The organism is Tissierella pigra, from assembly GCF_018917845.1.
In the GTDB taxonomy this organism is placed as follows: Bacteria; Bacillota; Clostridia; order Tissierellales; family Tissierellaceae; genus Tissierella; species Tissierella pigra.
The window spans coordinates 600,450-614,791 of the sequence record NZ_JAHLPJ010000001.1 but is presented as its reverse complement, the minus strand read 5'-3'; the positions used below and the strand labels follow the sequence as shown (position 1 = coordinate 614,791).

At 31.0% G+C, this 14,342-nt stretch carries 15 protein-coding genes and 2 riboswitches; of the genes, 8 read left to right on the top strand and 7 right to left on the bottom strand.

Annotation, left to right across the window (positions count from 1 at the left end; translation table 11 throughout):
- Window positions 1-9: 9 nt before the first annotated feature.
- On the bottom strand, window positions 10-792 hold the full coding sequence (locus tag KQI41_RS02925) for an amino acid ABC transporter permease (RefSeq protein WP_326828290.1): 783 nt from the start codon (window positions 790-792) through the stop codon (window positions 10-12).
- Between the two features lie 24 nt (window positions 793-816).
- Window positions 817-1,632 carry a transporter substrate-binding domain-containing protein gene (locus KQI41_RS02920; RefSeq protein ID WP_154438900.1) on the bottom strand — a complete coding sequence of 272 codons (816 nt, stop codon included), beginning with the start codon at window positions 1,630-1,632 and terminating at the stop codon, window positions 817-819.
- A gap of 163 nt (window positions 1,633-1,795) precedes the next feature.
- A riboswitch (Lysine riboswitch) is annotated at window positions 1,796-1,979 on the bottom strand.
- A 326-nt stretch (window positions 1,980-2,305) separates the two neighbouring features.
- On the opposite strand from KQI41_RS02920, the gene rbr reads away from it, so the two are divergent.
- Together rbr and KQI41_RS02910 are read left to right on the top strand one after the other, a co-directional pair.
- Window positions 2,306-2,896 carry a rubrerythrin gene (rbr, locus tag KQI41_RS02915; protein ID WP_216584840.1) on the top strand — a complete coding sequence of 197 codons (591 nt, stop codon included), beginning with the start codon at window positions 2,306-2,308 and terminating at the stop codon, window positions 2,894-2,896.
- 156 nt (window positions 2,897-3,052) lie between these two features.
- Window positions 3,053-3,188: riboswitch (cyclic di-AMP (ydaO/yuaA leader) on the top strand.
- Between the two features lie 12 nt (window positions 3,189-3,200).
- Complete coding sequence (locus tag KQI41_RS02910) at window positions 3,201-3,908, top strand: cell wall hydrolase (RefSeq protein WP_216584839.1); 708 nt, start codon at window positions 3,201-3,203, stop codon at window positions 3,906-3,908.
- A gap of 66 nt (window positions 3,909-3,974) precedes the next feature.
- On the opposite strand, the gene mscL is transcribed toward KQI41_RS02910, so the two are convergent.
- Both mscL and KQI41_RS02900 read right to left on the bottom strand, forming a co-directional pair.
- On the bottom strand, window positions 3,975-4,415 hold the full coding sequence (mscL, locus tag KQI41_RS02905) for a large conductance mechanosensitive channel protein MscL (protein ID WP_216584838.1): 441 nt from the start codon (window positions 4,413-4,415) through the stop codon (window positions 3,975-3,977).
- A 36-nt stretch (window positions 4,416-4,451) separates the two neighbouring features.
- Window positions 4,452-5,327: an FUSC family protein gene (locus KQI41_RS02900; protein WP_154438896.1), complete on the bottom strand. Its 876-nt coding sequence runs from the start codon at window positions 5,325-5,327 to the stop codon at window positions 4,452-4,454.
- Between the two features lie 231 nt (window positions 5,328-5,558).
- Between KQI41_RS02900 and KQI41_RS02895 the strand changes: the two genes are divergently transcribed.
- Entirely contained in the window at window positions 5,559-6,425 is an 867-nt protein-coding gene (locus tag KQI41_RS02895; protein WP_216584837.1) for a LysR family transcriptional regulator, read from the top strand.
- Here KQI41_RS02895 and KQI41_RS02890 read toward each other — a convergent pair.
- A complete protein-coding gene (locus KQI41_RS02890; RefSeq protein ID WP_154438894.1) occupies window positions 6,399-6,974 on the bottom strand; it encodes a chromate transporter in 576 nt (191 codons plus the stop codon). The two genes, KQI41_RS02895 and KQI41_RS02890, sit on opposite strands and share 27 nt — an antisense overlap.
- Window positions 6,946-7,533 carry a chromate transporter gene (locus KQI41_RS02885; RefSeq protein WP_216584836.1) on the bottom strand — a complete coding sequence of 196 codons (588 nt, stop codon included), beginning with the start codon at window positions 7,531-7,533 and terminating at the stop codon, window positions 6,946-6,948. Before KQI41_RS02885 ends, KQI41_RS02890 begins: the two co-directional genes overlap by 29 nt.
- 310 nt (window positions 7,534-7,843) lie before the next feature.
- Between KQI41_RS02885 and KQI41_RS02880 the strand changes: the two genes are divergently transcribed.
- The 5 genes from KQI41_RS02880 (at window position 7,844) to baiCD (ending at window position 13,650) form a co-directional block, all read left to right on the top strand.
- A complete protein-coding gene (locus KQI41_RS02880) occupies window positions 7,844-8,839 on the top strand; it encodes an ABC transporter substrate-binding protein (protein ID WP_216584835.1) in 996 nt (331 codons plus the stop codon).
- Window positions 8,840-8,850: 11 nt separating this feature from the next.
- A complete protein-coding gene (locus KQI41_RS02875; RefSeq protein WP_216584834.1) occupies window positions 8,851-9,720 on the top strand; it encodes an ABC transporter permease in 870 nt (289 codons plus the stop codon).
- A complete protein-coding gene (locus KQI41_RS02870) occupies window positions 9,710-10,885 on the top strand; it encodes a quaternary amine ABC transporter ATP-binding protein (protein WP_342366207.1) in 1,176 nt (391 codons plus the stop codon). Before KQI41_RS02875 ends, KQI41_RS02870 begins: the two co-directional genes overlap by 11 nt.
- A 137-nt stretch (window positions 10,886-11,022) precedes the next feature.
- The gene (locus KQI41_RS02865) at window positions 11,023-11,610 is read left to right on the top strand and encodes a TetR/AcrR family transcriptional regulator (protein WP_154438890.1); all 588 of its coding nucleotides are present in this window, start codon (window positions 11,023-11,025) and stop codon (window positions 11,608-11,610) included.
- A gap of 102 nt (window positions 11,611-11,712) precedes the next feature.
- Window positions 11,713-13,650 carry a bile acid Fe-S flavoenzyme BaiCD gene (gene baiCD, locus KQI41_RS02860; RefSeq protein ID WP_216584832.1) on the top strand — a complete coding sequence of 646 codons (1,938 nt, stop codon included), beginning with the start codon at window positions 11,713-11,715 and terminating at the stop codon, window positions 13,648-13,650.
- Between the two features lie 249 nt (window positions 13,651-13,899).
- Here baiCD and KQI41_RS02855 read toward each other — a convergent pair whose 3' ends face one another.
- The gene (locus KQI41_RS02855) at window positions 13,900-14,280 is read right to left on the bottom strand and encodes a hypothetical protein (RefSeq protein ID WP_154438888.1); all 381 of its coding nucleotides are present in this window, start codon (window positions 14,278-14,280) and stop codon (window positions 13,900-13,902) included.
- Window positions 14,281-14,342 lie beyond the last annotated feature (62 nt).

The window sequence follows — 14,342 nt, the reverse complement described above, 5'->3', positions numbered from 1 at the left end:
ATCTCCTTCCTAATATTGTTTTACACTAGTGTCTTTTACTCTAGGAAGTAACTTTTCAGACTTGTTTACTGATATGTCCTCTATATTTATAGTATAGTTTTCAGGACCATCTATTTTCATTTCACAAAAACGTAAAATTCTAGTTACTGTAAAGGTCATTACAAAATAAAAAATAGAAGCTACAAAGAATGTTTCAAAGTATTTAAAATTATTTCCTGCAATAGATTTTGTCTGGAAAAATAATTCTGTTACAGAAATTACATTTAGCACTGAAGTGTCCTTTATATTTATAACAAATTCATTTCCAGTTGCAGGTAATATATTTCTAATTAACTGTGGCAATATAATATTAGTCATGGTTTGAAAATGATTCATTCCTATTGCTTGTGCTGCTTCAAACTGTCCTTTATCAATTGATGATATACCACCACGAACTATTTCTGCCATATAGGCTCCAGTATTTATAGATACTATAAGTATGGCTGCAAATATTCTATCCATATCTATTCCAAATGCCAAAGCAGAACCATAGTAAATTACCATAGCCTGTACTATCATAGGTGTACCACGAAATATTTCTATATAAATAGAAAAAACAACATTTACTATTTTAAGGATAAAAGCCTTTATTCTATTTCTAGGTATTGGAATAGTTCGTATAGTTCCTACTAATAGTCCAATGACAAATCCTATAACTGTACCAACTATAGATATTAAAAGTGTTATACCTGCACCCCTAAGAAGCATGGGATAGTATTCTGACATTATTTTTATTATTGATTGAAAGCTCACTTTCTTCACTCCTTTAAACAAACATTATTCAGCTGAAGGTTGATTTATAATAGCATTGTCCATAATATCTTTAAATTCATCTTCTGAAATTTTATCTAATATACTATTTATCTGTTCTTTTAATTTACTGCCTTTTATAAGACCTACAGCAATGGCTGTATCATCATCTGAAGTTTTAAATCCATTCTCAAATTCTACCATTGCAAATTTATCATTGGCAGAAACAGCACTTATTCCCTCTGGACGTTCTGATACATATCCATCAATTATTCCTGACTCAAGGGCAACTCTCATGGCTGGAAAGTTATCCATTGCTGTCTGCTTATTTACACCTTCTATTTGTTTAATTACGGAGTAATGAAATGTATTTAGCTGTCCAGTTATTTTTGCACCTTTAAAATCATCTATTGAAGTGGCATTTTCATATGCTCCACCTTTTTTTACAACCATAACTAAATCTGATTTATAATAGTTGCTTGAAAAATCAATGGACTCTAAGCGTTCTGCTGTTGGTGACATTCCTGCCATTACAGCATCAATTTTTCCTGATATTAAGGCCGGTATGAGACCTTCCCACTCGGTCTTTACAACAACTAATTCTTTTCCAAGTCCTTCTGCAATTTTCTTTGCAATTTCAACATCATATCCACCAGCAAATTCTCTGCTTCCATCTATTTTTACTCCACCATTTGAATCATCCATTTGTGTCCAGTTAAATGGTGCATATCCTGCTTCAAGTCCTATTTTAAATGTATTATCATCTGATGTTTTTCCACATCCTCCTAAAATCATAACCCCTACTAAGGCAATTCCTACTAATAATAATATTTTTCTTTTCATATCCACTTCTCTCCTTCTGTCATAATAAGTTTAATTTAACAATTTAAAATCTTAAACTTACCACCTTGTATGCGAGTTGCACTATTTTGGGTAACAAAAAAAGACCTGAGATGAACTCAGATCCTAATAGACATAGTAGTACCTAATTCCCCTCCTTCTCCCAAAATGAGATAGCACAACTCAATAAACTGGGAAAGTTTATTGAGACAGTCCTGCAATTATTCACTGCAGACCCAGCATATAATACTGAGAATATTATACACTTCGGCAACATTTCCTTCTCCTTAATATCGTAGCTTTCTCATGCTCCATTAAGGACTGTTAAATACTGCTCCTCTACCTCACCTGAAAAAGATGAGGCCTTATTAAATTATGTTTCATAGTCTACATCAATATTTTATATTTGTCAACCTATTTAAAATATATTTATATATTTATTCTACTATTAATCTCTTTCACATTTGTATAATTAGCCATGTATTATGCTTTATAAAAAATTAAATAAATTAATATTTGAATTCATATTTTTAAAAGAGACCTCCTTAATCTACTTCCCTAGAGCATATGATTGACATTTTATGACATTAATGTTAGCATATAACTGTAATTATTACAAATAGGCAACGATTACACAAATCATCCTTAATCTAAAGGGAATTTTTAGGAGGTAAAAATGAATAATTTAAAGGGAACAAAAACAGCAGAAAACTTAATGAAATCCTTTGCAGGAGAATCACAAGCTAGAAACCGTTATACATATTATGCTTCTGTAGCTGATAAAGAAGGATATAAACAAATTAGAAATATATTTATCGAAACAGCTGATAATGAAAAGGAACACGCAAAAAGATTTTATAAATTTTTACTTGCAGGATTAGATGAACTTCCAGCAACTATTAGTATAGAGGCTGATTTTCCTGTTGCTCAAGGAAATACTTTAGATAATTTAAAAGCAGCAGCAAGTGGAGAAAATGAAGAATGGACAGAACTTTATCCTACTTTTGCAGATATTGCCGAAGAAGAAGGATTTAAGGATATAGCCCTTGCTTTTAGAGCAATATCTGATGCAGAAAAAGCTCATGAAATTAGATTCAACAAACTTGCAGATAATATATTAAACAATAGAGTATTTGAAAAAACTGAAAAAGTACTATGGAAATGTGGCAACTGTGGATATGTACATGAAGGTTCAAATGCACCTGAACTATGTCCAGCTTGTATCCACCCACAAGGACATTTTGAATTTTTCGTAGAAACTTATTAATAAGTATTATAAATACCATAATATAGGTTATTTCTTAACCTATATTATGGTATTTTTTTATGTATTTCTGTAATTTTATAAATATGTAAATTCTGGTATATCTCCATTTTGGGTTTACATGGCTTGTACATTTCTGTATAATGTCAATATTGCATACCATTATAACTGCTGAATCCTATATATTATTAGGTACGGAGGAACCAACTCAGGGGTTAATCCACATATATCTGTGGTAGGGAGCCTTCTATCCCGAACCCGTCAGCTAACTTCGGAAGCTTTATTAAGGAAGGAGTGTATATGTAAAATGAAAAAAAGAGTTTTATCAATTTTATCAGCTTTAGTATTGGTATTATCACCAATAACTGAAGTATTTGCAAGTGAAAGCTATGTAAAGTTAGAATTTACAAGTAAGGGAAATGAAGTTTCTAAACTTCAGCAAGAGTTAAAAAAACTTGGATACTATAATATTTCCATAGATGGTATCTTTGGTATTGTAACAGAAAATGCTGTTATTAATTTTCAAAAAGATAATAAGTTAATTATTGATGGTATTGCTGGAAAACAAACGCAAAATGCTCTATATAATAAATCTACTACTGTTTCAAGAGGTACAAGCACTTTAAGAAGTTCCTCTAGAAATTATAGTGATGAGGATTTATTGTGGTTAGCTAGGATTATTGAAGCTGAAGCAAGTGGCGAATCCTATGAAGGAAAAGTAGCAGTTGGTAATGTAATTTTAAACAGAGTTGATTCTAAGGAATTTCCTAATACTATATATGGTGTGATTTTTGAGTACTATAAAAACATTCCTCAATTTAGCCCAGTTGCTGAAGGCACAATTTATAACAAACCATCAGAGGAAAGTATAAAGGCAGCTAAGGATGCTTTAAATGGAGTAAGACCTGTAGGCAATTCAACATACTTCTTTAATCCCAGTAAATCAGCTGGTACTTGGATTGTAAAGAATAAGACCTATGTAACTAAAATAGGAGGACATAGTTTTTATAATTAGAAATTTATTAAAGGTGTAGACTTAAGGTCTACACCTTTAATTTTTAGGTCATTATAAATTTATTTATTATTCATTAACTACTGAAGTACAGTTAGGACATTTTGTTGCCTTTGGATTAATTTCTGTATAACAGTATGGACAAGTTTTCGTATTTGGTTTTGGTTCTTCATTTTCTTGTTTTTTATTAAACTTATTCAATTGCCTAATCACTATAAATATGGAAAATGATATAATTAAAAACTCAATTATAGTATTGATAAATACACCATAATTTAATGTTGCTGCACCAGCATCTTTTGCCATTGATAGAGACTGATATTTTGTACCATCTAAACTAATAAATAAATTTGTAAAATCTACTTTTCCAATTAGTACTCCCATTATTGGCATTATCATATCATTGACTAAAGATGTAACTATTTTACCAAATGCTCCACCAATAATTACCCCTACTGCTAAATCCATTACATTTCCTTTTACTGCAAATTCTTTAAAGTCCTTTAACATAAGCTCCTCCTTGGTTCTATTGTCATTTTAGGCTTATTATATCATTGAATCTACAATAGCCAACTCAGACAGTATCTTTTCTAGATGATAATTATATATTAAATCCAAATCATCCTTTTCATCGTATTCTATATCTGGTATCTCTTTATTAAAATAACTTTCTATTACGTCTTTATTATTATCATTAATAACAGGTAATTCTTTTATAGAGTAGATTACACTTAAATGATTGTGGATTTTTTCAAAGGAATTAAATAATTTCTGGTAATAGATTTCATTGCTATTTTTACCAGTATAAAACTTCAAATCCTTTGTAAATATTTTATACCCTTCTTCTATATTTGTTATCTCATTTTTTAAATCTTCTAGTTTATTTATTTCTTTATTCCATATTAGTTTTTCTAATATATCTTTAATATCCAAATAGGTAGAATTTATTATATCTTTAATTTTTTCTTCTGTATCAGGAGGTCTTATGAAATAGTTTATGGCAGCTCCTATTATTACTCCAACCAGTGTATCTAAAGTTCTATCAAAAGCATAATTAAATCTAGCTATACCTTCGTAGTTTAAGGCTATTGATAAAAATACTATCATTGCCATTCTAACAGCTTTACTCCACTTAAACATATTACATATAGTTATAAGTATGATTAAACCAATGCCAATAAAGAAGAAGTTAAGAGGAACAATATAGGACATAATTAACGCTATTATACCACCTAATATAGTTCCATATATTCTATTTTTCCCTGTAGTGAAAGATTCAGCAATTGAACTTTCTATGGTCATTATTGCTGCTATACTAGCCAGTAGTGGGCTGCTTAACTTAAATATTTCTGATACCCCAAGAGTTAAAAGGACCGCTATAACAGTTTTAACAGTTCTCATACCAATTTTGGCAATTCTCATTTAAACCATCCTTTCAATACAACTATTCTGATTAAAAATAATCATGCTATTTATATTACTTTATCATTTATATCCATTAAAAACTATCCCTAACTTTCTCATGTACAAAATTTTAATATTATTTATGTACTTTCCCCTATGTACTATTACGAAACATAGTACCATATATTATTTTACATTGAATTATGATAAAATATAAATAACATTAAGAGCAGCATATGGAGGTAAAATATGAATATAAAATTGTTAGAAGCTTTCTTAGCTGTTATTGATAATAAAACAATGGCTTCTGCAGCTAACAAACTTTTTACTACACAACCAAATATTTCACTTATGATTAAGGATTTAGAAAATCACTATTCAGCTAGATTATTTAATCGCGTTTCTAACAAACTCTATTTAACTCCTGAAGGGATAAAATTAGAGAAATATGCACGAAAAATAATGGCTGATTTTAAAGAAATGAATGAGGCAATGTTTAGTCAGAATAAGACAGTCCGTATTGGCAGCAGTGTTACAGTTGGTCAATATTTATTAAATGATTATCTTGAAAGTTTAAAATCCTTAATGCCAAATGTAGACCTTGAAGTGGAGATTAACAATACAGCGGAAATCGAAAACCTTATATTAAATAATAGAATTGATGTTGCCATTGTGGAGGGCAAAATCAATTCTAAAAATATAGTTGAGGTTGAAATTTTACAAGATGAATTAATAGCCGTAATCAGTTACGATTATCCTCTTAATAAGAGCATAAATAAATTATCAGATTTAGAACAATTACCTTGGATTTCTCGTGAGGAAGGAAGTCGTCATAGAAATCAATTTGAAATCGAAATGAATGAAATGAAAATTTACCCACAGGTAGTATTTAGAGCAACAAATCTAGAAACCGTTATGCAGGCAGTTGAGAATAAATATGGTTTTACCATTATTTCTAAAATAGCTGCTGATGAAGCAATAAAAACCCAAAGGTTAAAACAATTAAATTTTGAAGATTATAGTTGTACACGTTCCATAAGATATATTTATAATAAAAATCAAAAAGACAATGTTTTTATATCTAAAATTTTAGATTGTATTAATAACAAGTTGTAGAAGAGTTCCAACAACTCCTGTTCCTAGAATTACTGTTACTGCATTTAATTTATATTTTCTAAGAGCTATAAACCCACCTATAAATAGTATAAATTCAATCCATCTAAATTCACTAAGCACTACGTTGTTGAAATCTGTGTTAAATAAAGCCAGTACCAAAATGGACATACCAGCACTGGCAATTAAAGCTACTACAGCAGGTCTAAGAGCTCCTAATACAGTTTGAACTCCTGAAAAATTCTTATATTTATAATAGAAATAAGCTAAAGTTAAACAAATAATAAATGCAGGTAGAATAACTCCTATGGTACACAATACTGCACCTAAAGTACCATATACTCTTTGCCCAACAAATGTAGCTGAGTTAATTGAAATTGGTCCTGGTGTCATTTCAGCAATTGTGATTAAATCTGTAAATTCAGCCATAGTTAGTAATTTATGGGTATGAACTACTTGCTCTTGAATAAGTGGAATTGCCGCATATCCCCCACCGACACTGAATAAACCAACTTGTATAAAACTAATGAATAGAGTCCATAGAAGTTCCATTTGCTTTCTCCTTTCTATAGTTTAAAAATACGGAAATCAATCCAATACCTAAACAGAAAAATATAATGTACATAGCACCAAAATTAAAGAAATATGTTGCAATAAAAGCAACTACCATAACAGCCATATATATGATATTCTTTGTCTTAATCACATTTTTCCCTAAATTTACAACTACATCTAATATTACAGCGGCTACTCCCGCTCTCATTACTTGCAATGCTATTGCTATTACTTGATTACTCTTAAATTCCTCATAGAAAATTGAAATAAATGAAATAATAACAAAAGGTGGAATAATTGTACCTAATATGGCAACTACACTTCCTAAAATTCCATGTATTCTATATCCTAAGATTACACTTGCATTGACTGGTATAGGACCTGGGCTTGATTGTGCAATAGCAGAAATATCTAACATCTCATCTTCTTCCAGCCAGTTTAATTCTTCAACAAATTTCTTTTTATATAAGGAAACAATTACAAATCCACCTCCAAATGTAAATGCACTTAAGGTGAAGGTTGAAATGAAAAGTTTCCATAGTTTGTTTTCTTTCATATACATCTCTCCTTTACCTCTCAAGTTTAACAACTTAGTACTTATATGTAAAATATATCTTTGTTATTGCATGTATAAGAAATTCTTATGATCTTTAAATAATCAAATATAATGGCCAAATATTATACCAGATAGTTAGTAAATATACAACAAAAATAAACTTTTTTTTAAACCTTTCTAACTATTGCTATATTGCACCTTACATCCATTTTATATATCACTTTTAGGGAACGTGTAATTTGACAGCTTTGTCAAAATGATGTTACCATAAAAGAGTCGACGTATTTTTTTAAAGGAAGGGTGTAGAGAAATGAAAAAATTTATTGGTTTATTAATACTCACCATATTAGTAATTATTACTATGGTTGGTTGTGCATCTAATACAACCATGGGTACAGGGAAAGAAATTGCTTTTGCAGATGCAGGATGGGATAGTAACAAATTCCATAATGCAGTGGCAGGAATAATTGCAGAAAAGGTCTATGGATACAAATGGAGAGAAATACCAGGATCAACAACAGTATTACATGAAGGCCTTTTAAAAGGAGAAGTTGATATTCATATGGAGGTTTGGACAGATAACTTAGCAACATATGAACAAGATTTAGCAGAAGGTAAAGTAAAGGAATTAAGTATAAACTTTGATGATGATTATCAAGGCCTATATGTTCCTAGATATGTGATTGAAGGAGATAGTGAAAGAGGAATAAAAGCCTTAGCACCTGATTTAAAATATGTATGGAATTTAAAAGATTATCCTGATATATTTCCAGATGATGAAAATAAAGGAATGGGAAGAATTTATGGTGCTATTCCTGGATGGGAAGTGGATGAAATAATTCATAACAAATATATTAACTATGGATTAGATGAAAATTTTATATACTTTAGACCAGGTTCAGATGCTGCTTTATCAGCTGCCCTTACATCTGCTTATGATAAGGGAGAACCAATAGTTGCTTATTATTGGGAGCCAACTTGGTTAATGGGTAAATATGACTTTGTTTTATTGGAAGATGAACCCTATGATGAATCAACTTATAAAGAAGGTAAAACTCAATTACCAGCAGTAACAGTTACAATAGGCATGAGTAATGAATTTTATGATTCCAATGAGGAAATAGTTGATTTCTTAAGTAATTATAAAACATCATCTAAAATGACTTCTGAAGCTTTAGCATATATGCAGGACACAAACGCAGATTATATAGAAACAGCAGAATGGTTCTTAAAAGAATACGATTATTTATTAGATGAATGGTTAAATGAAGAAAATGCTAAAACCATGAGAGATTATTTAAATTAGGAGGAGATTATATGAATTCAGATTGGTTGTTTAATTTCCCCTTTAAGATTCCAGTTAATACTGGTGCCATTGATAAATATGTAAGAGATTTTAGTGTGAAGTATGATATATTCTTTGGAAGTATTAGAAACTTTCTAATTAGTTTTGTCAACATCATACATTCTATATTAAGCTTTATTCCTTGGATTATCACAATTTTAGCTGTAGTTTATATTACTTGGAGAATAAGTAAAAAAATAAGTAAAGGAATATTATATGGAGCCTTATTGTTTTTCATAGGAACTTTAGGACTATGGGATCTTATGAATGAAACCTTAGCAATAGTCCTAGCTTCAGTTGCTATGTCATTAGTATTAGGATTCCCCTTGGGAATTCTAATATCTACCAGTGATAAAGCTGATAAAATAGTTAGACCTATTTTAGATACCATGCAGACAATGCCAGTGTTTGTTTATCTTATTCCAGCTCTTTTATTCTTTGGATTAGGTAAACCTCCTGCTGTAATAGCTACAACTATCTATGCCATAGTTCCAATTATTAGACTTACTAATCATGGAATTAGACAAATTGATGAGGAAATAGTCGAGGCATCTATTGCTTTTGGATCAACTAAACTTCAATCACTAGTAAAGGTGCAAATTCCTCAAGCCCTGCCTACCATAATGACAGGTGTAAATCAAACTCTAATGATGGCCATGGCTATGGTAGTTACTACGTCTATGATTGGAGCCACAGGACTTGGTATGGAAGTACTAATTAGTGTTAACCGTGTGGAAATTGGTAGAGGTTTAGTATCTGGAACGGCAGTTGTAATCATAGCTGTAATTTTAGACAGAATAACTCAAGGACTAGTTAAAAATGGGGAGGTGAATTCCCATTAGTAATATTTTAAGTGTAAAAAATCTATCTAAGCTATATGGTTTAGATAAAAATACAGCAATAAAGTTAAAAAAATCTGGACTGGATAAAGATACTATTTATAAAAAAACCAACGTTACCGTAGCCCTATGGAATGTGTCTATGGATATAAAAAAAGGGGAAATATTTGTAATCATAGGATTGTCTGGTTCTGGAAAATCTACATTAGTACGATGTTTTAATAGATTAAATAAGCCAACATCTGGTACCATATTATATGGAAATGAAGATATAAATAAATTAGATAAGAGATCGTTGGAAGAATATAGAAGAAATAAAATTTCTATGGTATTTCAAAATTTTGGACTAATGTCCCATAGAAATGTAATTGGCAACGTAGAATATGGCCTTGAAATAAAGGGAATACCTAAAGAAGAAAGACAGAAAAAAGCCGTAGAAATGCTCAATATGGTAGGACTTAATGGACTAGAAAACGAACCTATATCTAGCCTTTCAGGAGGTATGAAACAAAGAGTTGGAATAGCAAGAGCTCTTGCTAATGATCCTGAAATCCTACTAATGGATGAACCTTTTTCGGCCTTAGATCCTTTAGTTAGAAAGGATATGCAGTTTGAATTATTAACTATTCAGAGAAAGTTAGAAAAAACCGTAATATTCATTACCCATGATATAGATGAGGCCTTTAAACTAGGAGATAGAGTAGCCATAATGCGAGATGGTGAATTAATTCAAGTAGATACTCCAGAAAATATGAGTGAATACCCTGCCAATGATTATGTTAAGCAATTTATTGACAGTGCAGATAAAACTCAAGTCATAAGTGTTAGAAATGTGATGATTACTCCAAATAGTATAGTTAGGCTAAAGGATAATCCTAATTATGCTATAAACATTATGAGGAAAAACGGAGTATCCAGTGCTTATGTAGTATCAGAAAAAATGAAACTGGAAGGCGTAATTACTATTGATGATACTATTAACGCCCATAAAGAAAATTTAAGTATATCAGATGTGTTAATAAAAGATATAGAAACCACATCTCCCGATGCCTTATTAAGTGATATAATGGAAATGGCAACAGAAACTAGATTCCCCATAGCTGTAGTGGATAATGGTAATCTCAAAGGTATTGTATCAAAGGTTCATGTATTATCATCTATAATATAAATTCATATATATAATAATCCACCTAATATTAGGTGGATTATTATATATATGAATTTACTATTTTTATCTTTTGATATAATAGCAATAACTGTTATATTAATAAATAAGAATTTAAAACCTAAATGTAGGAGGATAAAATGAGAGATTTAACAAGTATTGAAGAAAAAATTTTAGATAAAACCCTATACCTTATTGGAAAAATTGGTACTTTCAATGTCCCCATAAGAACCATAGCTAAGGAAGCAGGTGTAAATGTAAGTGCCATAAACTATTATTTCCGCACTAAGGAGGAAATGTTACTTCTAGTAAAAGAATTTTATATAGATAATACCATAGCCGCCTATTCCATATTAGATAATGATGAATATGATAATAAGGAAAAAATTATTCTCTGTGCAAATGAAATAATAGAATACACATTAAAATATCCTGGAGTTCTTACTATTTTAAAGGAAGCCAGAAGTAGAAAGTCCTGTAGTGAAATAGATGCTAAAATAGTAGAAGTAACTGATCGTATGAATATAAAACTAGACAAAGCTTTATCAAATTTTTTTAATAAGAACCTTAAGGATTTTCAGTATAATAAAATGATTTTTCTATCTTCAATATTATATCCACCTCTTAATCTTGACATAGCAAACTTTAATGAAAAGACTATGGGTAACAAAGAGGAAAGACTAAAATATATTACTTATGTGGTAGATATGTTAAATAAAGACAATTAAAACATTTTGTTTGAAACATATTGATTTGGTTTGTTAAATAACATATAATCTAATTAGATAATTAAAATAAAATTTTAACTAATATTAAAAGGAGGATTCTTTATGGCCTTTAATAGTCTTTTTAGTCCTATAAAAATTAGAGGTATGGAACTGAAAAACAGAATAGTTTTTCCAGCTATGGGAACCAAAATGCCAACAGCAGATAAATATGTTACAGACCAAATCATAGATTACCATGTAGAAAGAGTTTTAGGTGGATGTGGATTAAACTTTACCGAAGTTTGTGGTGTACATGATCCATCAACTCCAGCTCATTTTCTCTCAATTGGAGACGATAAATATATTCCTAAATTAAAAGAACTTAGTGATGCAATACATGATGCAGGTGGAAAATCTGGGATACAGCTTTGGCAGGGAGGAATGGCTACAGCAAGTTACCAGAACCATGACATAGTAGTACCTAGTGATACTCCTATGTATGGAACAAGCGAAATAATTCCTGCTGCAAGTATAGAAACTATTAAAGAAATAGTAAAATCCTTTGGAGATGCTGCTAAACGTGCAGTGGAGGCTGGATTTGACTGTGTAGAATTTCATGCTGGACATAATTACTCACCACACGCATTTTTAAGTCCAGCTTTTAACAAAAGAACTGACCAATATGGTGGCTCCTTTGAAAATAGAGTAAGATTTTTAATTGAATGTATAGAAGCAATTCGTAGCAATATACCTGAAGATATGCCTTTGTTTATGCGTATTGTAGCTCATGATGATAATTTAGAAGATGGTATAACTATTGAAGAGACCATTGAATTCTGTAATTTAGCTAAAAAAGCAGGTGTAGATGTACTTAATGTATCTAGAGGAAATTTCTCATCTGCAGCTATAAAATATGAAGTACCTCCTGTTGACCTACCAAGAGGATTCAATGTATCTAATGCTGAGAGAATCAAGAAAGAAACAGGAATGATTACAATAGCAGTAGGACGTATAAATGATCCTGAACAAGCAAATGAAATAATAGAAAGTGGCAAGGCAGATATGGTAGTTATAGGTCGTGGACAATTAGCTGACCCAGAATTCTGTAACAAAGCCAAAGATGGTGATGTGGATAATATAGTAAAATGTGTAGGCTGTAACCAAGGTTGCTATGACAGCTTTATAAATCCAGAAGCACCATTTATTACTTGTCTAAGAAACCCAGCTTTAGGTAAAGAAGCTGAATATAAGCTTGTAAAAACTGAAACTCCTAAAAAAGTACTAATATCAGGTGGTGGCGTTGCAGGACTTGAAGCTGCAATCACTCTAAAACGAAGAGGTCATAACCCTATAGTATGTGAAGCTAGTAAATCTCTTGGAGGTCAATTTGCACTAGCTGGAGAAGCTCCAAGAAAAGAAGAATTGAAGGATGCGGCTATTGCTATGGGTGAAATGGCAAAAAGAGAGGGTATAGAAATAAGACTATCTACCTCTGTTACTCCAGAAGTTATTGATGAAATAGCACCTAACGAGGTTATAATAGCCATAGGTGCAGAACCACTTAATCCAAATATTCCTGGAAGCAATTTACCTCATGTTACAAACTCCCATGATATACTGTCAGGACACTCAACTACTAAAGGAAATGTTGTAATTATAGGTGGGGGTCTTGTAGGACTAGAGGTTGCAGAATATCTTGTGGAATCAGCAGATAGTATTACAGTAGTAGAAATGCTAGATCAAGTGGCAAAAGATCTTGGTCAGCTACGCAAAATTTGTGTAATGGAAAGCATATACCAGCATAATATAAAAACATTTGTAAATTCAAAATGCGTTGAAATTAAAGCAAATGCTGTAGTTATAGAAAATAATGGGGAATTACAAGAAATTCCATCTGATTCAGTTGTAATTGCTATAGGAGCAAGATCTCGTGCTTCCACTGATATTGTGGAATACTGTGAAAAAAATAATATTCCTCATCATATAATCGGTGACGCTGTAAGGGCACGTAGAGCACTTAATGCAGTGGCAGAAGCAGCTGAAGTAGCAAGAAGTATATAATATACCTTGCCAAATATAGTTATAATTCATACAATATGTTTTAAATAAATATTTGGCTATGAAGAATACTAGTAAATAGATTTGAGTTGTGAAACTGTGGGGAATGTTCTAACACAGCTAATGACAGTGAGTTCATGTATGATTATTCCTAAATCTATTGGTCTATGAAATTGAAAATTTAAAAAATAATATAGGTACTAGGTTGGCAACCTAGTACCTATATTATTAAGTTCTGAAGTTAAATATATATTAATGTGTTTCATCAAATTCAATTTCATGTTGAATGATTTCATTTATACGTTTTTCAATCCTATCAAGATCAAAATTTGCTTCTTTTTTTATACTCTTTCTAAGCATAGGTCCGATTTGCCCAATATCGTCTCCTATGTCATATAAGAGCTCTAAAGCAGCAGAAGCCTCTAACTCATTTCTTGGTATTTCCACCATTCTCGCTAATATAGAGTTCTCTGTTTTAGATGCTATTATTGGAGACTTAACCTCCTCAATATATACAACCGTTCTCCTCCCTGGTCCACGATCATCCTCAATAGGCTCAAGACTAATAATTTTATCAGAACGAGCAAATTTTCCATATCCCAAAGGAACCATTACACCTTCTTTAATCTCCATATAAAAATCACCACCTCGTCTAATGTTTAAAATATATGAGTATTATATAATAGTGTTCCTTT